The organism is Halosubterraneus shenae, assembly GCF_050510935.1.
In the GTDB taxonomy this organism is placed as follows: Archaea; Halobacteriota; Halobacteria; order Halobacteriales; family Haloferacaceae; genus JBDGPU01.
The window spans coordinates 221,703-240,357 of sequence record NZ_JBNLVO010000004.1 but is presented as its reverse complement, the minus strand read 5'-3'; the positions used below and the strand labels follow the sequence as shown (position 1 = coordinate 240,357).

Sequence of the window (18,655 nt, the reverse complement as noted above, 5' to 3'; positions counted from 1 at the left end):
CCGTCCAGCAGCGCTCGAACGCTCGAACCCGCGATCGAACGCTCGAGTCCGTGCCGGAACGCTCAAATCCGCGCCCGAACGCTTAAAAAGGAAATCCGCGGTCGCCTATTCGTAGACCGGGTATTCGCTACACAGCTCCTCGATGCGCTCGCCGACCTCGTAGATGACGCTGGAGTCGTCGTGGTTGTCGACGACCTCGTAGATCAGGTCGGCGACCTCGGCAGTCGCCTCCTCGTCGAAGCCGCGGGTGGTGATGCCGGCGGTACCGATCCGGATGCCGGAGGGGTTGAACGCGGAGCGCGTCTCGCCGGGCACGGTGTTGGCGTTGAGGACGACGTTCGCCGCCGCGAGGGCGTCCTCGGCGTCGCCGCCCGTCAGGTCCGGGTGGGACTCGCGGAGGTCGACGAGGACGAGGTGGTTGTCGGTGCCGCCCGAAACGAGTTCGAGGCCGTGGTCCGAGAGCGTCTCCGCGAGCGTCTCCGCGTTGTCGACGACCTGTTGGGCGTACTCCTCGAACTCCGGCTGGAGCGCCTCCTTGAAGCCGACCGCCTTGCCGGCGATGTTGTGCATCAGCGGGCCACCCTGCCCGCCGGGGAAAACGGCCTTGTCGATGGCGTCCGCGTACTCCTCGTCGCACATCACGATCCCGCCGCGGCCGGCGCGGATCGTCTTGTGCGTCGAGCCCGTGACGAAGTCCGCGATCCCGACCGGCGAGGAGTGAACGTCGGCGGCGACGAGGCCCGTGATGTGGGCGATGTCGGCGAGGTGGTAGGCGTCCACGGCGTCCGCGGCTTCCTGGATGCGCTCCCACTCGACCTCGCGGGGGTACGCTGAGTAGCCCGAGACGATGATGTCCGGGTCGAACGACTCCGCCATCTCGCGGAGCCCCTCGTAGTCGAGGTAGCCCGTCTCCGGGTCGACCTGGTACTGCTCGACCTCGTAGAGCTGGCCGGTGAAGTTCGCCTGGTGGCCGTGCGAGAGGTGGCCGCCGTGGGTGAGGTCCAGAGAGAGGATCTTGTCGCCCGGCTCGATCATCGCGTAGTAGACGGCCTGGTTCGCCTGCGTCCCGGAGTGGGGCTGGACGTTGACGTGCTCGGCGCCCCACAGCTCCGTCGCGCGCTCGATGGCGAGCTCCTCGACGTCGTCCGCGTATTCGCAGCCGGCGTAGTAGCGTGCGCCCGGGTAGCCCTCGGCGTACTTGTTCGTGAGGGCGCTCCCCTGGGCCTCGATGACGGCCTCGCTGGCGTAGTTCTCGCTGGCGATCATCGCCAGCGTCTCCTCCTGCCGCTCGCGCTCGCCGGCGAGCGCGTCGGCGACCGCGGGATCGACCTCGCGGACGTGCTCTTTGTCCATGTTCGAACCCCTGTGTACGGGAACAATAAGCCTGTCTGTCCGGCTCGGATCCGGCGTATTTGCGCCCCGATTCGCCCGGGGATCGATTCTTTCGCGAGTCCCGACAACGATTTATGGGCCGGGAGTCGACCATTCCGTCTACATGCTTCGGGTGGAACGGGAGGTGAATCTGGTCCGGGCGACCGACGCAGCCAAGCAGACGAGCGTCGTCGATGGCCGGTTCGCTCCGGCGTCGGACGGCCCGGACCTCCCGCGAGGCGTCGACGAGACGGTGTTCGCCCGGGCGACGAGCCTGGAGTTCCCGCCCGGGTTCGCCGTGGTCGAGGATCTCGACGCCGACGAGTCGACGGAGCTCGGACGCGACGTCGGCCCCATCGAACTGGAGTCGGGCGCCTACTGTATCCGGCTGAACGCCCCCGTGATGACGTACCTCCGGTTCGACGGGGCGGCCACGATCCGAAAGCCGCAGCACCGGGAGGTCGTGGTCGAGTTCCCCGCGCGGACGCCGGTCACGCTCGGGTTCCGCAGCCGGATCAAATCCCCCCGGGAGGAGATTCGGGTCCCGGAAACCGTCGACGGCTTCGCGACGGCGCTGTCGGCCATCTCGGGCAGTCACCGGACGCAGACTCCGGATCGGTCGTTCCCGACGATGCGCCAGCATCCGCCGGAGCTCACGTTCACGGACCCCGTCGACGGGGAGACGCGGATTCCGCCCGGGCTCCGGGGAAGCAGGGACGACGTCGAGCTCGTGTTGCCGCCGGACCTCCGATACCTCGTGACGGGTGCGTCGCTGGGGCACTACCTCGGGGCGACGGTCCGGACCGAGCCGGGGGCGACGCCGACGCTCGTCGCGGGCGACCGCCACGAGTTGCCGCCGCTCCCGGAGTTCCCGCACGCGGCGAGTGAGCTGCTACAGCGGACGTTCTACCTCGACTGTCTCGTCAGAAACGTCGGCCCGCACGGGACGGAGCTCGCGGAATCGGAGGCGCTGGACCGGCTGGCCGTCGATCCGCACCGGGTGTACGACCAGTCGGTCCCCGAGCGGGTCGAGACGTACCTCGAGCTCCCGTACGACCGCGTCGCGGACGTCTTCCCGGAGTGGCACCTCTCGCTGTACGTCCAGCCGACCTTCGAGCGCGCGCGGGCGCTCCCGTACGTCCTGTTCAACGTCCCGCAGCTCTTTCTCCCCGAATCGGAGTCGCTCGACAGCGACGAGTGGCTGTCGCGCTCGCTCGGGGATTTCTACCGGAGCCGCCGCGAGTCGGCGTCCGTCGACCTCCGCCGGCCCGAACTCGGCCCGGGGCGCAATCACGGCTGGTTGGCTGACGGCGTCCCGATAGACGTGTTCAAATCCCGGCTCTCGGCGTACGAGAACCGCGCCCGCTACCGACAACAGGCGAGCGACGGCCTCTCCATCGTCGCCGTCGTCAACGACGCGGACATGGGGATCGAAGCGAGCGAGGCCGCGGAGACGTACCGTGACCGCGCAGCCGCCCTCGAGGTCGACGCGTCCGTGTCGGTGCGTGAGGAGCTCTCCACGGACGACCTGGCGTCGGTCTTCGAGGCCGGCCACGACATGGTCCACTTCGTCGGGCACTGCGAACCGGACGGCCTCGTGTGTACCGACGGCCACCTCGCGACCAGCGACCTGGCCGAGTCGAACGCGGAGACGTTCTTCCTCAACGCCTGTGGCTCCTATTACGAGGGACTCGACCTGATAGAGAACGGCAGCGTCGCCGGCGGGGTGACGTTCAACCGCGTCCTCGAGGACAACGCGGCGAAGGTCGGGACGGCCTTCGCTCGCCTGCTCGCGCAGGGGTTCAGCATCGAGCGCGCCATGGACCTGTCGCGGCGCCGGGTGATGGCGGGGAAGGACTACGCCGTCGTCGGCGACGGCTCACACACCCTGCTGCAAGCCGAGGAGATAATCACGGCCCACCTCCGGGTCGAGGAACAGGACGGGACGTATCACGTCGTCCACCACCCGAACATGCCGGACAACCAGGGCTCCGTGTATCAGTCGCACCTTCAGGAGGACGACCGGTCGCATCTCTACGGCTCGAAACAGGAGTTCCGGGTCGACCGGGAACGGCTGAAAGAGTTTCTCGGCTACGGCGTCACGCCGGTTATTTATAACGGCGACCTCGGCTGGTCGGACGAGCTTCGGGAAGAGCTCTAATTAGGGTCCGGCGTCCCCGCTTTCGGTGCCAGCCGTGCCCGCGAGCAGTTCGCCCCCCTCTCCTGCGGCCGCACCGACCGCGGCGAACGCGAGGACGAGCAGCGCGACGAGAACCCGTGCGCCGTGCTTCGACATGAAGTTGCTGCACCGTGCCTGTACCTCCGACGTCGGGATTTCACGCCCTGGCATACCACGACAATCACTGACTATCTCCTTAAGTTTTTTCCATAAATAAAATTACCTGATGATAGGGAAAATGTACTGGAAAAACAGCCCCGTAGACGCTATAGCAGGGGCCAAATCGTCGGGGGCGGTGAAATCTGGGTTAACCCGTAATCCCGTTAATATTAAATACAGCTCGGCCCTTTATACCGGTATAGTAATGGTGTCGAATTTACTCAAAACGGACGTCGAGGATATCCTCGAGTCCGCGTTCACCGGAACGGACGGCGAACTGCTCGTTGTCGACCCGTCGGACGAAACGATCGAATCGATCGTCGAGGCCGGCGTCGACCGAACGGACCTCCCGGGGATCCTCATGCTGGCCGACGAGGACGTGCTGAAGGACGTCATGGACGACTTCCTCGTCGCCTCGAAGGCCGCGGACCTCATCGACGACGGCTCGCTCACGGTTCGCGAGCTGCCCGAGGACGCGGACAACTCGCTATTCGTCTCCGAGGACCGCGTTCTCGCCCTGGTCAGCACTGACGACCGCGTCGCCGCGCTGTCGAGCGGGGACGAGGAGTTCGTCGACGAAGTGTTCTCGACGTACCGCGAGGCCTTCGACGAGGCCGAGGACCACCGCCTGCGCACGCCGGCCATCTCGCACGTCCGCGAGACGATGAGCGAGGAGATCGGCGAGGAGGCCCGCGCCGACTTCGACAGCGTCCTCGACTCGATGGAGACGGCCCGCGGCAACGGCGACGGGCTCGACGAGGTGACCATCTCGCTGCTGGTCGCCGCCAAGAACGACGCGCTGCTGTACGACATCTCGAAGTGGGGCGAGGACGTCGGCATCGCGTCGAAGGCGACGTTCTCCCGGACGAAGACGCGTCTCGAGGACCTCGGCCTCATCGACACGGAGAAGGTCCCGATCGACGTCGGTCGCCCGCGCCTGCGCCTGAAGCTCGGCGACGAGCGACTCAAGGACACCTCCCCGGACCAGCTCGCGAACGTCGCGGAAAGCATGCTGGCCTGACGCGCTCGGCGAACACGCCCTTCGGATAGCCGACGACGGAACGAACGCACGCGACGCTCCGACGCTCGACGTTCCGAGGACACTCGACGTTCCGATCGTGCAGCGCTCCTTCCGGTGAACCGTTCGACACCACGGTAGCGACCCGCTCCCCGGGCTTTTTTCTCCCCGCTTTTCGTCCCCCCTCGCATGGATATCGCACTCGTCGGTGAGGGACCGGCGGCCGACGCCGTGGAGGCCGCCCTGAGCGACGTCGACGTCAACCTGCTGCCCGTCGATGCCGACCTGCTCGACGGCTTCGATCTCGCGGTCGTCGTCGACACCGCCGGCGCCGACGTCTTCGGACACGCGACGAGCGAGGTGGACCGCGTCGTCGCCGTCGAGGTCGGCGGTGTCGGCGGCCACGCACTCGACGACGTCGACGCCAGCGTCTCGATCTTCGAGGGAACCTGCTACGACTGCCTCCGACAGCGAGTCGCCGCGTCCGGCCCCGAGACGGCGGACCGCCCGGCCGGCGTCCGTTCGGCCGTCCGCTACGCGGGCGCCGTCGCGGGCCGACGGACGGTCCAGCTGCTCTCCGGTGAGCCCCTCGGGGACACCGTCGTGGAGGTCCCGGGCAGCGAGCGAACGTTCCTCCCGGTGCCGGACTGTGGCTGCGCCGCGGCGCGGGACCGGACGCTCGACCGCGAGTACCGCGAGGTCACGCTGGACGAGGCCCTCGAGCGCGGCGAGCAGGCGGTCGACCGCCGCGTCGGCCTGCTCCACGAGGTCGGCGAGCGCGAGTCGTTCCCGGTCCCGTACTACATCGCCAGCACCTGCGACACGACGGCGTTCAGCGACGCGCAGGCGGCGGAGTTCGCCGCCGGCGTCTCGCTCGACTGGAACGCCGCGTTCATGAAGGCAATCGGGGAGGGGCTGGAACGCTATTCGGCAGGGGTCTACCGGAGCGACGCCGCCCTTCGCGGGACGCCCGACGACGTGCCCAACCCGGTTACGCCGGACCAGTTCGTCACGCCCGAGCCCGTCGACGTCACCAACGAGTCCATCACCTGGGTCCAGGGCGAGCACGTCGCGAGCGGCGAGCAGGCCTCCTTGCCGGCGGAGTTCGTCCGCTTCCCGCCCGCCGAGTCCCGGTTCCGCCCGAGCATCACGACCGGCCTCGGTCTCGGCAACTCGGGCGTCGAGGCGCTGCTGGCCGGGCTCTACGAGACCGTCGAGCGCGACGCGTCGATGCTGGCCTGGTACTCGACGTTCGACCCGCTGGAGCTGACGGTCGAGGACGCGGAGTTCGCCGAGCTCGAGAAGCGCGCCACGGCGGAGGGGCTGGAGGTGACGGCACTGCTCCTCACCGTCGACGTCGACGTGCCGGTCGTCGCGGTCGGCGTCCATCGCGAGGGGGAGTGGCCGCGCTTCGCCGCGGGCTCGGACGCCGACCTCGACCCGGTCGCCGCCGCGCGCGCCGCGCTCGCGGAGGCGCTCCAGAACTGGATGGAGCTGCGCGCGATGGGGCAGGAGGAGGCCACCAAGCAGGGCGCCGCCATCGGTCACCACGCCGACTTCACGGCGGAAACGCGCCGCTTCTTCGACCCGGACGTCGCTGTCGACACCGACGGCGTCGGTGCGCCCGACGTCGCCGGCGAGGAAGAGCTCGAGACGCTACTGGACCGCCTCGCGGACGAGGGGCTCGACGCCTACGCCGCGCGGACGACGACCCGGGACCTGGAGGCGCTCGGGTTCGAGTCAGTCAGGGCGCTGGTCCCGTCAGCGCAGCCGCTGTTCACCGGCGACCCGTACTTCGGCGCTCGCGCTCGCAACGTCCCGGAGACGCTCGGCTTCGTGCCGGACCTCGAGCGCGAGTATCACCCGTTCCCGTAGTCAGTCGGCGTCGCTGAAGCGGAGAGGAGCGGAGAAGGCGGGGTGCCGGAACCCGGCTGTGGTGGGGTCCGGAGGCGGGTCGGTAACGGCGCGACGGGTCGCGTCGACGCCGCCAGTCGGAACCCGGATGTTGCCGCAGACTGGATGGGCTCACAGTCGACGCGTCAAGCGAGCTCGTGGCCACGGTGTCGGAGGACCCAGCGGGCGTCGCCGACGGCGACCTCGGAGTCGACGGCGACCTCGACCTCGCCGGTCGCTGGATCGACGTCGACCTCCTCGAGGCCCGGGACCTGGGAGAGCGCGTCCGCCAGGGGCTCCGTGTCCGTGGTGGTCGAGAGGCTCTCCACCGACAGGGTATGTTGCAGCAGGTTCTGCGACATACACGACCGGACACTGGACACACTGAAAACGCTTCTCGCCAAAAGCGGTGGGCCGAGCGACGGCGTCGGCCTTCGCTGCCGGCCTCCTCGTCCGCGTCAGGCCTCGCTGCCGACCCGCGCGTCGACGAGGTCGACCAGCGCGTGGCGCTCGAGGACGACGAAGCCGGCCAGGATCGCGAGGAACCCGACGAGCGCCTCGGCGTCGATGACGTGGCCGAAGACCACCCAGCTGAACGCGGCGGCGACGACGGGCTCGACGTAGCCGACCAGGTGGAGCTGCGCGGGGCCGACGGCGTCCAGCAGCGCGAAGTAGATGAGGAACGCGACGACGCCCGAGAGGACCGTCAGGTACGCGAGCGAGACGATCGAGGTCGCGTTCCAGACGATGGCCGCCGTCGACTCGCCGCGGAGCTGGGCCCCGGCGAACAGGAGGACGCTCCCGGAGACCATCGCCCAGCCCTGGAGGGCGACGAGCGAGAAGTCCGTCCGGAGCGGTCGCAGGAGCACTGCCCCGAGCGCGAAGGCGACGGCGCCGAGGAGGACGAGGCCCGCCCCGAGCGTCTGGGCGGACGCGAGCGCGTCGGCCGTGGGGCTCGCGATGACGGTGACGCCGACGATCCCGAGCAGGAAGCCGCCGAGCTCCATCGACCCGAGTCGCTCGTTCGGCAGGATCAGCGCGGCGAACGCGGCGGTCAGCACCGGCGAGAGGCTGACGATGACGGCCGCGATGGCCCCCGACACGTGGAGCTCACCGACGTACAGCAGCGCGTGATAAAGCGCGATGACGAGCCCGCCCGCGACGAGCGATCCGGCCCACTCGGTCCGGTTCCGAGGGACCCACTGGTCGACGGTGAGGGCCGCGTAGCCCAGCACGACGACCCCGGCGACGAGGTAGCGCACCCCCGCGAACAGCAGCGGGGGGAAATAGTGCAGCCCGGCCTCGATGGCGACGAACGACCCGCCCCACAGCAGCGCCAGCAGGAGGAACGCCGCGACCGTCGCGGCCGGAGACGAATCGAGAGATTTCCCGAACATTGGATACTGATCCGAACTATCTCTATACTCTTAAACTACACTCTAACAAGACGCTAAATCCCGAATGAACAACCAGACATATGAAGTGTGTCCAATCAGGATCCCGAATTATACGCCACTGTTGGAGAAAGATCTAATTCTATCAGCCGTCAGGTACTTGTCGGCGGCGCCCGGAAGGGGGATATGGACGAACGCGACGTGCGACTGCTGAAGGCGATCTCGGATCTCGGGACGGGGAGTCCCGAGCGACTCCACGAGGAAACGGACATCCCGGTGTCGACGATCCACTACCGGCTGAACAATTTAAAGGAGGCCGGCGTCATCGACAACGACCTCTACGACTTCGACCACGAGGAGCTCGGGCTCGGCGTCACCGTCATCGTCGAGGTGCTCGCCAGCTACGAGGGTCCCTACGAGGAGTTCGCGGACGAGCTACTCGCCGTCGAGGGCGTCACGCAGGCGTTCTTCACGATGGGCGAGACGGACTTCATCGTCATCGCCCGCCTCTCCTCGTCGGACGCGGTCGAGCGCCTCATCGGTGACTTCGAGGCGATCCCCGAGGTCGAGCGGACGAACTCGACGTTCGTCATCTCCGCGCTGCGCGACGAGCCGCGCGCGCCGGCGACCTACGACGCCGAGACGCTCGTCGAGGAACTAACCGAATAAAAGGGACTGTCGCACTGACTGAGGTCGACCGTCGCGAGCGATGGGCGACGGGGCGACGGGGCGGCGTTCCGATTTACAGTAGCTGGGAACACAATTTGTTTATTTATTGTAGGTTGCGAACGACGTCAGAGGAATCGGTCAGTACAGCGAACTCACACATCGGTCAATACAGGGCGTCACCGACCGTAACGGAGGTACGATAACGCAAGAAAGCCCAGTATCACCCCACCCAATAAACCTACCAAGGCTCCGGGGTGACCGCCAACAGACCCGCCGATTACGGCCGCAATAACTCCGATAATGACACAACCAATGATGAAAAAGACCCCAGTCTGCCATTCTTCTACTAAGTCCACTGTGTCCTTATTGGACATATTTTACAAACAACACGCTATTCAATAATTGTTTGGTGAACCAGATATTCGGTCAGTAAGCAGTCTCGTTGTAACGCCTGTTTCAGCCGATTTCTGAATTAAGAACCCGTATTTCCAACTACTGCTTACGCCCGCTTCTGGATCTCCTCGCGCAGCACTTCCGAGACCAGGTCGCCGCTGGCCTTCCCGCGCAGCGCGCCCATCGCCTCGCCCATGAGGCCGGAGAAGGCGCCCATCCCTTCCGCCTCGACCTGCTCGGCGTTGCGCTCGACGACCTCGGCGACGGCCTCGCGGACCTCCTCCTCGCTGACGCCGCCGACGCCCGCCTCCTCCGCGGCCTCCTCGGCAGAGAGGGCGGGCTGCTCGGCCAGCGTCGTCAGCACGTCCTCGAGCCCTTCCTGTGGCACCTCACCCGAGTCGACGAGTGCGAGCGTCTCGAGCAGGTGCTCGTCCGTCAGGTTCCCGACCGGCACGTCGTCGCGGCGCAGCTCCGTGAGCGTCGATTCGAGGGTCGTCGCCGCGAGCGTCGGGTCGACGCCCCGGGCGACCGCGTCCTCGAACAGCGGGAAGCGCTGGCCGAACGCGACCTGCTCGGCGAGCCCGCGGTCGAGGGCGAACTCGTCGACGTAGCGGTCGACCTTCTCGTCGAGGAGCTCCGGCGTTTCGACCTCCGTTACGTCCGGCTCCACAGGCGGCACGTCCGTCTCGGGGTACATCCGCGCCGCACCCGGGAGCGGGCGCAGGTAGCGGGTCGTCCCGTCCTCGTTGGCGTCGCGGGTCTCCTCCGGCACGCCCTCGATGGCCGTCTCGGCGCGGTCGGCCGCGGCGTCGATGGCGAGGTCGGCGGTCTCGGGGTCGGCGGCGACGATGGCGACGGCGTCGTCGTCGCTCGCGCCGACTGCCTCGCGGAGCGCTTCGACTTCGTCTTCGGTGACGCCGTAGGCCGGGAGCTCGTCCGTGTGGAAGATGCCGCCGGCGCCGTGGCGCTTCGCGTGGTCCGAGAGCTCGGTCCCCAGGCGGCGGTCTTCCTGAATCTCGCGGCCGACGAGGCCGTCGAAGCCGTACAGCGGGACGGCCGTGACCTTGCCGCCGGACTCGAGGGCGCCGCCGATGACGCCGGAGTCGGTGTCGGCGAAGACGTCGGTTACCTCCTGGGTGTCGCCTACCTCGGCGTCGCGAGCCTGCAGCTCGTCGGCAATGTCGAGGAGCTCGGACTGGCGCTGGACCTCGCCGCGGACGATGTCCTCGATGCCCTGGAGGTCCTGGACGCCCTTCACCTCGACGCGGGCGCCCTCCGCGATGGAGACGTTGACGTCCTGGCGGATCGTGCCGAGGCCGCGCTTGACCGTCCCGGTCGAACGGAGCAGCATGCCGATGCGCTCGGCGGCCTCACGGGCCTGCTCCGGGCTCCGGATGTCCGGGCGTGTGCCGATCTCGACGAGCGGGATGCCGAGGCGGTCGAGACCGTAGACGACGCCCTCGTCCGTCTCCTCGATGCGCTGGGCGGACTCCTCCTCGAGCATGAGGTCCTCGATGCCGACGGTGCCCTCGCTCGTCTCGATGGCGCCGTCCTGGCCGAGCAGCAACGTGCGCTGGAAGCCGGAGGTGTTCGAGCCGTCGATGACGAGCTTGCGCATTACGTGCGCCTGGTCGACGACGGTGACGTCGAGCAGGTCGGCGATCTGGAGGGCGACGGAGAGCGCCTCGTCGTCGACCGTGCGGGGCGGCTCCTCGTCCTCCTCGACCAGGCAGGTGGTATCGTACGCGAGGTAGGTGAACTCGTGGTCGACGCGACTCTCCTCGAGGGCGGCCTCGTCGAGCTCGCCGAGTTCGCTCTTCGTCGGGTGGAGGGTGCGGGTGAGCTCCCGCTCGGCCTCCTCCGGCTCGCGACGCGTCGTCGGGGAGTCACAGAACAGCTTCGTCGCCGTGTCGAGCTGCTGGTGGATCTCCAGCCCGGCGACGAGGCCCAACTCCTCGTAATCGTAGTCGCTCATTGCCAGTGACTCCGACGCCGCGGGACAAAAAGGGTGGCAGTTCGCTCGCTGGGGCGGCAAGCAGACTTTTGTCGCCTGCCGGGAGTGTGCCAACATGGTCGACAGCGAGGGGAAGCGGGGTGACGTCGATGGCGACGCTGGAGCGTCCGCGTCCCGGGCTGCTGCGGAGCCAACCGCCGCGGAGCCGACCGCCGCCGCGGTCCCGCCGACGAACGCGGCCGGCTCCCTCGACGAGTCCACGCTGTTCGAGACGCCGCTCGTCGAGCTCGACCTCGGCATCGAGCCGACCGTCTACGCGAAAGCCGAGTGGTTCAACTTCTACACGACCGGCACGCCGGGAACGGTCAAATCCCGCATCGGTTACGCGATGATCGACGCCGCCCAGCGCCGCGGTGACCTCGACCCGGACCAGCCGATCATCGAGCCGTCGAGCGGGAACACGGGCGCCGCCGTCGCCCGCGTGGGAACCGCCCGCGGCTACGACGTCACCATCGCCTCACCGGAAGACGCGGGTGCCGGGAAGCGGGAGGTGATCCGCGAGGCTGGTGCCGAGCTGACGACCGTCCCGGCGGCGGCCCCGTACGATGCCATCATCGAGGCCGTCGAACGCGCGGCCGCCGAGAACGACTACTACTGGCCGAACCAGTACATGAACCCGGACAACCCCGGGATCCACGAGGCGACGACAGGCGCGGAGATCCGCGAGCAGGCCCCGGAGCTGACCCACTACGTGACCGGCGCCGGGACAGGGGGGACGATCACCGGCGTCGCCCGCGCGCTCGGCGACGAGGTCACCATCGTCGGCTACGAGCCCGCCAGCGACCCCAGCGAAATCGAGGGGACGCGATACCTGCGCACCGGTAACCACCCCTACCAGGACGTCTACGAGCAGTTCCGCGTCGACGAGAAGCGCTACCTGACGACCGATACGGCGATGAAGGCCGCCCGCTGGCTGCGCCTGCAGTACGCCGACCGGGAGATCCCGATCCGAGACACCGGACAGTGGGACCGCGACCAGGTGCGGGCAGGGCTCCGGGTCGACGGCGAGTTCGTCGTGGGTCCCTCGACGGGGGCGAACGTCGCGCTCGTCTACGGACTGGCTCACGAGGGGTTCCTCGCCCGCGACGACGTCGTCGTGACGACGCTCTGTGACCGTGGTGACCGATACTCCGAGGGACTCTGGTCGGATCTGTTTTAAATAGGTTCGTCGATCGAACTGATGTCGCAGGTGTTCGGATTACAGGCATCGTCGCCGGCGACCCCGCTCGATACTCCCTGAAACCTCCCGCAGTTGCCCGACCGCGTTTATAAATGAAGTGGGCTATCGACGCCGGCGTCGCCACTCAGCATGCCTTGAAAGCCCCAGCCGCTTTAGCGGTCGCGCTGCTCGCTGCGCGCCTCGCCAGCTCACTCGCTTCGCTCGTTCGTCGGCTCAGTGCTTACGTCGCAGGGCGTCCCGCGCAGCGGCTGCCCCTTTCAGTCCCGCCCGGGAGTGGTGGCCGGGCGTTGTTCGCGGCGGCTGGGTCGCGAACGACGCGCGCCGGCTGGCCGGCGTGCGGCGCGGGGCGGTTGGCGCGCGCGAGCAACGCGTGCGAGGGAGGGCGGTGGCGCGCCGGAGCGGTGCGGTCCCGGCGCGCCCCGACCGAGGCTGGGGAGGACTGAGGTATTGCGGTTGCGGTGCGGTCGCGGTGCCGTTGCGATGCTGTCCTGGCGGACTGAAAGGGCGACGGCCGCTCGCGCCGCAGGGGAGTCGCTGAGCCGACCTCTATCCGCGCCGGGCGGTGCGGAGAGGCGCGGATATGTCGCTCAGCGACCGCGAGCGGCCGAGGGCTTTCTGGGTGTTTGCGGTGCTGTCAAGCACAGCAGCGTCTGCACCTGTCCTTCCTATTTATAAGCAAGAGCGGCCGAGGGCTTTCCCGGTGTTTGCGGTGCTGTCAAGCACAGCAGCGTCTGCACCTGAGCATCCGGTTTATAAGTAAGAGCGGTCGAGGGTGTTCGAAACGAGTTCGCGAACGTCGAGAGCCAATACCCGAAAACGGAATCAGCCAACGTCAGCTATCGAGTCGCTGAATCACAAACGATACGTCATGGGTAAGCAACCTATCTATCGAATGAATCAGTCCCGCTTCGTCCAGCTCGCCGCCGTCGCGTTCGGGCTGATCCTGCTCTCGTTCATCACCCGCGGCGTCACCAGACTCCTCTTCGACTACAGCGTCGCCGCGTACGTCTCGGCGCCACTGTTCGCCCTCGCGACGCTCCTCGTGATCGGCCTCCTTCTTCGCGGACTCCTCGACGTCAGTGGACTCCTCCCGCTCGAAGAGTCGGACGACTAACACCGGAACCGGATCCCGAACCACAATCGCCCCCTATCCGGAACGCCTTTTCCCGGGGCCCCCGGAAGACGAGACATGAACGTACGCGAGATCGCGGACCTCTCGCCGGACGACCGCCGCGCGTTCTTCGACCGGGACGCCGGGGTCGAGTCCGCTCGCGAGGACGTCCGGGAGATCATCGACCGAGTGCGGACGGAGGGCGACGTCGCCGTCAGGGACCTCACCAGCGAGTTCGACGACGTCGAGGTCGGGAACCTCGACATCACCGACGACGCCGCGCGCGCCCACGAGGAGCTCGACGAGGCCGACGACGAGCGGCTCGACGCCATCCGCGAGGCCGCCGCGAACGTCCGCGAGTTCCACGAGCGCCAGCTCCCCGAGGACTGGACCGAGGAGTTCGACGGCCGCGAGCTTGGCCGCCGCTTCCGCCCCATCGACAGCGCCGGGGTGTACGTCCCCGGCGGCGAGGCCGCGTACCCCTCCAGCGCGCTGATGGGGGTCATCCCCGCGAAGGTCGCCGGCGTCGACCACGTCGCCGTCACGACCCCGCCGGCCGAGGAGATCAACCCCGTCACGCTCGCGGCAATCCACGAGGCCGGCGCCGACACCGTCTACCAGGTCGGCGGCGCGCAGGGGATCGCCGCGCTCGCGTACGGCACCGAGTCCGTCAACGCCGTCGACAAGATCGTCGGCCCCGGCAACCGCTGGGTCACCGCGGCGAAGGCCGAGGCGCGCGGCGACGTGGAGATCGACTTCCTCGCGGGCCCGAGCGAAATCCTCGTGCTCGCGGACGAGACCGCCGACCCCGAGCTCGTCGCTGCCGACCTCGTCGCGCAGGCCGAGCACGACGCCAACGCCTCCGTCGTCGCCGTGACTGCCGACGACGGCCTCGCTGAGGAGGTTGCCGCCGCGGTCGACGAGCAGGCCGCCGCGAGCGAGCGCGAGGAGACGATCCGCGCGGCGCTGGACAACGAGGCGTCGGGGATCCTCCGCGCGCGGTCGATGTCCGAGGCCGTGCTGTTCACCGAGGAGTACGCCGCCGAACACCTCTCGATCGTCGCCGAAGACGACGAGTCGCTGCTCGACCGCATCACGAACGCCGGCTCCGTCTTCCTGGGACCGTACTCGGCCGTCGCCGCAGGCGACTACGCGGCCGGCCCGAACCACGTGCTGCCGACGAACGGCGGCGCGAAACGCTACGGCGGGCTCTCGACGGAGACGTTCCTCCGGTCGAGTACCGTCCAGCGGCTCGACCGCGACGCGCTCGACGACGTCGCCGACACGGTGACGACGCTGGCAGAAGCTGAGGGGCTTTCCGCGCACGCCGAGAGCGTGCGGAAGCGGTTCGAGTAACCGGTTCGAGTAACCGGTTACTGCTCGCTCGCCGGGCCCTCGCCGAGCGTGTTCGCGACGAGCTCCGCGGTTGCCCGCCGGAGCGTCTCGGAGACGGCCGAGGACTGCACGCCGAGCTCCGTCGCGAGCTCCTCCTGGGTGATCTCGCGGGGGACGCGGAAGTAGCCCTCCCGGAGCGCCGTTGCGAGCGCGGTTCGCTGTTTCTCCGTGAGGCCGTACGTCGCGCCCTCCGAATCCGCGATGCTGTAGGTTCGCTTGACGTCGAAGTCCAGGTCGTGGTTGTCGGCGCGCTCGTGGAACTCGTCGACGTGGCTGGGATCCGCGAACCGGAAGGTGAACGTCCAGCGCCCGTCGTCGACGCCACCGGAGAGGACCGTCCCATCTGTGGCGTCGACGACGTCGACCGGGCCGTGGTCCGGCTGGGCCCACTCGGCGTACAAGAGCGCGGACTCCCGGAGCTTCACGTGCCGACGAACGGTGCGGATCCGCGGATCGCGCTCGACGGCCGTCTCGAACGCTTCCAGGTCGGCACCGGAGATCCAGAAGTAGGGCGTCCCGCGCTCGCCGGTCGGGAGCACGGGCTCCAGCTCGACCGTGACGTCGAGGTCGACGTCGAGTGCTTGCCCGAGCCGGAACTCCTCGGCGTCGAGCACGGCCTCCACGATCTTCGGCATACCTACCAGTCAGCAGCCGACGGTTAATCGCTGGCGGCCAGGCGATCAGCGGGGGGCCCGGGAACGCGTCCGGCGCTGGTGCCGCCAGCGGTCGAAGCGTCGTCACTGTTTTGACCTTCGGGCGAATACGTTCGTGTATGAGTACCGAGACGGTCGACAGCAGCGGGGACCCGGTCGTTCAGGTGACGCCGGGCGCCGCCGAGGAGGCGCTCGCACTAATGGAGCGCGAGGGGATGGACCAGGACGTGGGCGGGCTCCGCCTGTTCGTCCAGCAGGGCGGCTGTGCGGGCCTTTCCTACGGCATGCGCTTCGACAACGAACCCGAGGAGGACGACTTCATCGTCGAGCGACACGGGCTGCGGATCTTCGTCGACCCGGCGAGCCAGAACTACATCGGTGGGAGCACGCTCGATTACGAGGACGGACTCCAGGCCGAGGGGTTCCACGTCGAGAACCCGAACGTCGTCTCCGAGTGCGGCTGCGGCGAGTCCTTCCGGACGTAGCGACCACCGACGGGCTGGCGGTACCCACCGACCTGCTGCGCCGCTCGGTCGCAGCCCTGGCTCGCGGAAACCATCCCTGTCGCGGAAACCGCCCCTGACGACGCGCTTTTTATCCCACTGTCTCACCTATCGAGTAGCATGAACCGTGAAGCCCTGGAACCGATCGACGGTGACGAGCTGTTCCTCGACCGGAGCGAGGCGGAAACCGGGACCGAGGGGCCCTTCTTCGTCGTCTATCTCGACGCCGACACCCCGGAGCGCTGGGGATTCTACTGCGGCCACTGCGACAGCACCGACACCGCGATGGACACGATGGGCCGCATCGCCTGCAACGACTGCGGCAACATGAAGAAACCCGACGAGTGGGACTCGGCCCACGAGTAGGTCGCGTCCGACCGGCGGTCAGCACCACCGCGCCACGCCCCGGGCGCCGGCCCCCGCCCGCCGGGCGCCACCCCGATCGAGCGCCACCACACTGCGCGATCGCGTGAGAAAGCTTATCACGGATCCCGTCGAAGGTCAAACTGGATGGTCCCTGTTACCATGCCACCGACGACGGAGGCCAGAGACGTTTTTCGTGAACTAGGATACACCGTCTCGGACGACGGTCCGGAGTTCGTCGCCGAGCGGAAGTGGCGACGCGTCCGCGTAACACCGCTTCGCGCCGCCGACGCGACGGACCCGGAACCGTATCTGGCGGACGGCGGCGATACGGCGAAACTCCGCTGTTTCGTCACCTGGCGCGAAGCCGCCGAGGACCTCCGAGAGCACCTCACGACACTTAAACCGCCGTTCGACTGGGCCGTCATCGGCGTCACCGAAGACGGGGACTTCTCCGTCATGCGCGGCGTCCCCGGCAGTCCATAACGAATGAACTTCCCGTAACGGGCCGCCGCCCGTAACGGGTCGGCTCCCGCGTTCCTTTCTCCACTCTCCTTTTCAAGCATCCGACTGAACGCTCCTCGATCGCCACCGATCGAGCTGACGCGCCGGTAGTCGCGCCGTTCGCGGTCGGCCCGGCCACCTCTTTAATGATGGTTTGCACCGAAGGGGCCGATGCCATGGTGTACAAGAAGATCACGTTGATCGGGACGAGCGATGAGAGCTTCGACGACGCCGCGGACGACGCCCTCGACCGCGCCGAGGATACCCTCGACAACGTCTACTGGGCGGAGGTCGAGGAGTTCGGGATGGAAGTGAAGAACGCCCCCGAGCGCGAGTACCAGGCCGAAGTTGAGGTCGCGTTCGAGCTCGAGGACTGAGGCCTGAAGATTGAGACTGGAAGATTGAGGCTGGAAGACTGAGGCTGGAGGACCAGGCTGGACGACCGCGGCCGTAAGGCAGGGGGAATGCACCAAGTTCCGGGTCGACTGCCGGACCCGGATCGGCCGTCGATCTGCCGGAGCCGACCGGCGATCTGCCGTAGCGGACACCTTTTTGCGGACTCGTCGCCGACGCGGAGACATGCCACGCTCACGAGCGCCCGCGGAGCCGGACGTTCGCCACTTCGAAACGGTCGTCGACCGCGTCGACGGCGACGAGGTCGTCCTCGCGGAGACGTACTTCTACCCCGAGGCGGGCGGCCAGCCGGCCGACCGCGGCACGATCGACGGCGTCGCGCTCGCCGACGTCCAGGAGCGCGACGGCGAGGTCGTCCACACGCTCGACGCGGACGCCGCCAACCTCGACCTCGCCGCCGGCGACACGGTCGTCTGCGACGTCGACGACGCGTTCCGGACCTACTGCATGCGGGCCCACACCGCCTCCCACGTCCTCTACGGCGCAGCCCGTCGCCTCTTCGACGACCTCGGCTACGCCGGCTTCGACATCGGGCTGGAGAAGGTCCGCGTCGACCTGACGACCGCCGAGCCCATCGACGACGCCGACCTCGTCGAGCTCGGTCGCCTCTCGAACCGCGCGGTCTGGGACTCGCTCCCCGTCACCTGGGAGACGACGTCCGCCGAGGAGGCCCGGTCGCTCCCCGACATCGCGTTCAACGAGAAGACGGAGGAGGGTGCCATGAGCGATGGCGGAACGGGAGCTGCAGAAGGGGCAAGCGCAGACAGCAGCGACGACGGCGACGGCACCGCCGACGACGTTCGCGTCGTCACCGTCGAGGGCTGGGACACCGCAGCCTGCGGTGGGACCCACGTCGCGAATACGCGCGAGATCGGGCCGATCGAGGTGCTCGACCGGTCGAACCCCGGCGAGGGGCGCACGCGCGTCGAGTTCGCCGTCGGTCCGACCGCGATCGACCGCGACGCCGCGGTCCACGGCGCCGCGCTCGAGGCCGCCCGCGCGCTCGATACCAGCCCGGCGGACCTCCTCGACGCCGTCGAACGCCTCCAGGCCGAGCGCGACGAGCTGGCCGCTGAGCTCTCGGCCGCCGAGCGCGACCTCCTCGACGCGGCGCTCGCCGACCTCGACTCGTTCGATCGGGACGGGCAGACCTGGGCGGTCGGCGCAGTCGACGGATTCGGGCCGAACGACGTGGGCGACGCCGTCCAGGAGATGGTCGGCGAGGGCGACGACGACCCTGACGTCGCGGCGGTCGCCGGCCGCGACGGGGCCGCGTTCGTCGTCGTGGCGTCGACCGGTGAGCACGCCGCGGGCGACGTCGTCGACAGGGTGACGACCGAGTTTGGCGGCGGTGGCGGCGGCGGCCCGACGTTCGCGCAGGGCGGCGGGCTGGGCGCCGACCCGACGGCTGTCGTGGAGTTCCTGCGAGAAGAGCTGTAGCG

At 68.3% G+C, this 18,655-nt stretch carries 18 protein-coding genes; 12 read left to right on the top strand and 6 right to left on the bottom strand.

What is annotated here, in order from left to right; genetic code table 11:
* Nucleotides 1–105 precede the first annotated feature (105 nt).
* Nucleotides 106–1,353, bottom strand: coding sequence for a serine hydroxymethyltransferase (gene glyA, locus ACQE3M_RS10305; protein ID WP_430505520.1), 1,248 nt, complete (start codon nt 1,351–1,353; stop codon nt 106–108).
* A 142-nt stretch (nt 1,354–1,495) separates the two neighbouring features.
* On the opposite strand from glyA, the gene ACQE3M_RS10300 reads away from it, so the two are divergent.
* Nucleotides 1,496–3,532, top strand: a complete 2,037-nt coding sequence (locus tag ACQE3M_RS10300; protein ID WP_430505519.1) for a hypothetical protein — start codon at nt 1,496–1,498, stop codon at nt 3,530–3,532.
* Here ACQE3M_RS10300 and ACQE3M_RS10295 read toward each other — a convergent pair whose 3' ends face one another.
* Entirely contained in the window at nt 3,533–3,721 is a 189-nt protein-coding gene (locus ACQE3M_RS10295; protein WP_430505518.1) for a hypothetical protein, read from the bottom strand. It lies immediately after the preceding gene.
* 193 nt (nt 3,722–3,914) lie between these two features.
* Here ACQE3M_RS10295 and tbsP point away from each other — a divergent pair, with 193 nt between their 5' ends.
* Nucleotides 3,915–4,730 (top strand): transcriptional regulator TbsP, encoded by an 816-nt coding sequence (gene tbsP / locus ACQE3M_RS10290; protein ID WP_430505517.1) that lies wholly within the window; start codon nt 3,915–3,917, stop codon nt 4,728–4,730.
* Between the two features lie 186 nt (nt 4,731–4,916).
* A complete protein-coding gene (locus tag ACQE3M_RS10285) occupies nt 4,917–6,602 on the top strand; it encodes a YcaO-like family protein (protein WP_430505516.1) in 1,686 nt (561 codons plus the stop codon).
* Nucleotides 6,603–6,766: 164 nt separating this feature from the next.
* Here the strand turns inward: ACQE3M_RS10285 and ACQE3M_RS10280 are convergent, their stop codons facing one another.
* Both ACQE3M_RS10280 and ACQE3M_RS10275 read right to left on the bottom strand, forming a co-directional pair.
* Entirely contained in the window at nt 6,767–6,982 is a 216-nt protein-coding gene (locus ACQE3M_RS10280; protein WP_430505515.1) for a hypothetical protein, read from the bottom strand.
* Between the two features lie 96 nt (nt 6,983–7,078).
* On the bottom strand, nt 7,079–8,017 hold the full coding sequence (locus ACQE3M_RS10275; RefSeq protein WP_430505514.1) for a DMT family transporter: 939 nt from the start codon (nt 8,015–8,017) through the stop codon (nt 7,079–7,081).
* Nucleotides 8,018–8,200: 183 nt separating this feature from the next.
* On the opposite strand from ACQE3M_RS10275, the gene ACQE3M_RS10270 reads away from it, so the two are divergent.
* A complete protein-coding gene (locus ACQE3M_RS10270) occupies nt 8,201–8,683 on the top strand; it encodes an Lrp/AsnC family transcriptional regulator (protein WP_430505513.1) in 483 nt (160 codons plus the stop codon).
* Nucleotides 8,684–9,182: 499 nt separating this feature from the next.
* Here ACQE3M_RS10270 and gatE read toward each other — a convergent pair whose 3' ends face one another.
* Nucleotides 9,183–11,051: a Glu-tRNA(Gln) amidotransferase subunit GatE gene (gene gatE / locus ACQE3M_RS10265; RefSeq protein ID WP_430505512.1), complete on the bottom strand. Its 1,869-nt coding sequence runs from the start codon at nt 11,049–11,051 to the stop codon at nt 9,183–9,185.
* Nucleotides 11,052–11,145: 94 nt separating this feature from the next.
* Here gatE and ACQE3M_RS10260 point away from each other — a divergent pair, with 94 nt between their 5' ends.
* The 3 genes from ACQE3M_RS10260 (at nt 11,146) to hisD (ending at nt 14,737) form a co-directional block, all read left to right on the top strand.
* Nucleotides 11,146–12,249, top strand: coding sequence for a PLP-dependent cysteine synthase family protein (locus ACQE3M_RS10260; protein ID WP_430505511.1), 1,104 nt, complete (start codon nt 11,146–11,148; stop codon nt 12,247–12,249).
* Nucleotides 12,250–13,162: 913 nt separating this feature from the next.
* Nucleotides 13,163–13,384, top strand: coding sequence for a hypothetical protein (locus ACQE3M_RS10255; RefSeq protein ID WP_430505510.1), 222 nt, complete (start codon nt 13,163–13,165; stop codon nt 13,382–13,384).
* Between the two features lie 75 nt (nt 13,385–13,459).
* Nucleotides 13,460–14,737, top strand: coding sequence for a histidinol dehydrogenase (hisD, locus tag ACQE3M_RS10250; RefSeq protein ID WP_430505509.1), 1,278 nt, complete (start codon nt 13,460–13,462; stop codon nt 14,735–14,737).
* Nucleotides 14,738–14,754: 17 nt separating this feature from the next.
* Here the strand turns inward: hisD and ACQE3M_RS10245 are convergent, their stop codons facing one another.
* Entirely contained in the window at nt 14,755–15,411 is a 657-nt protein-coding gene (locus ACQE3M_RS10245) for a helix-turn-helix domain-containing protein (protein ID WP_430505508.1), read from the bottom strand.
* Between the two features lie 137 nt (nt 15,412–15,548).
* Here ACQE3M_RS10245 and ACQE3M_RS10240 point away from each other — a divergent pair, with 137 nt between their 5' ends.
* The 5 genes from ACQE3M_RS10240 to ACQE3M_RS10220 all read left to right on the top strand — a co-directional run bounded on the left by ACQE3M_RS10240 (nt 15,549) and on the right by ACQE3M_RS10220 (nt 18,653).
* Complete coding sequence (locus tag ACQE3M_RS10240; RefSeq protein WP_430505507.1) at nt 15,549–15,914, top strand: HesB/IscA family protein; 366 nt, start codon at nt 15,549–15,551, stop codon at nt 15,912–15,914.
* A gap of 138 nt (nt 15,915–16,052) precedes the next feature.
* Nucleotides 16,053–16,298, top strand: a complete 246-nt coding sequence (locus ACQE3M_RS10235) for a DUF5816 domain-containing protein (protein ID WP_430505506.1) — start codon at nt 16,053–16,055, stop codon at nt 16,296–16,298.
* Nucleotides 16,299–16,442: 144 nt separating this feature from the next.
* The gene (locus ACQE3M_RS10230) at nt 16,443–16,781 is read left to right on the top strand and encodes a DUF7116 family protein (protein WP_430505505.1); all 339 of its coding nucleotides are present in this window, start codon (nt 16,443–16,445) and stop codon (nt 16,779–16,781) included.
* A gap of 194 nt (nt 16,782–16,975) precedes the next feature.
* Nucleotides 16,976–17,176, top strand: coding sequence for a dodecin (locus ACQE3M_RS10225; RefSeq protein ID WP_430505504.1), 201 nt, complete (start codon nt 16,976–16,978; stop codon nt 17,174–17,176).
* A gap of 202 nt (nt 17,177–17,378) precedes the next feature.
* Nucleotides 17,379–18,653 (top strand): alanyl-tRNA editing protein, encoded by a 1,275-nt coding sequence (locus ACQE3M_RS10220; protein ID WP_430505503.1) that lies wholly within the window; start codon nt 17,379–17,381, stop codon nt 18,651–18,653.
* The last annotated feature ends 2 nt before the right edge of the window (nt 18,654–18,655 follow it).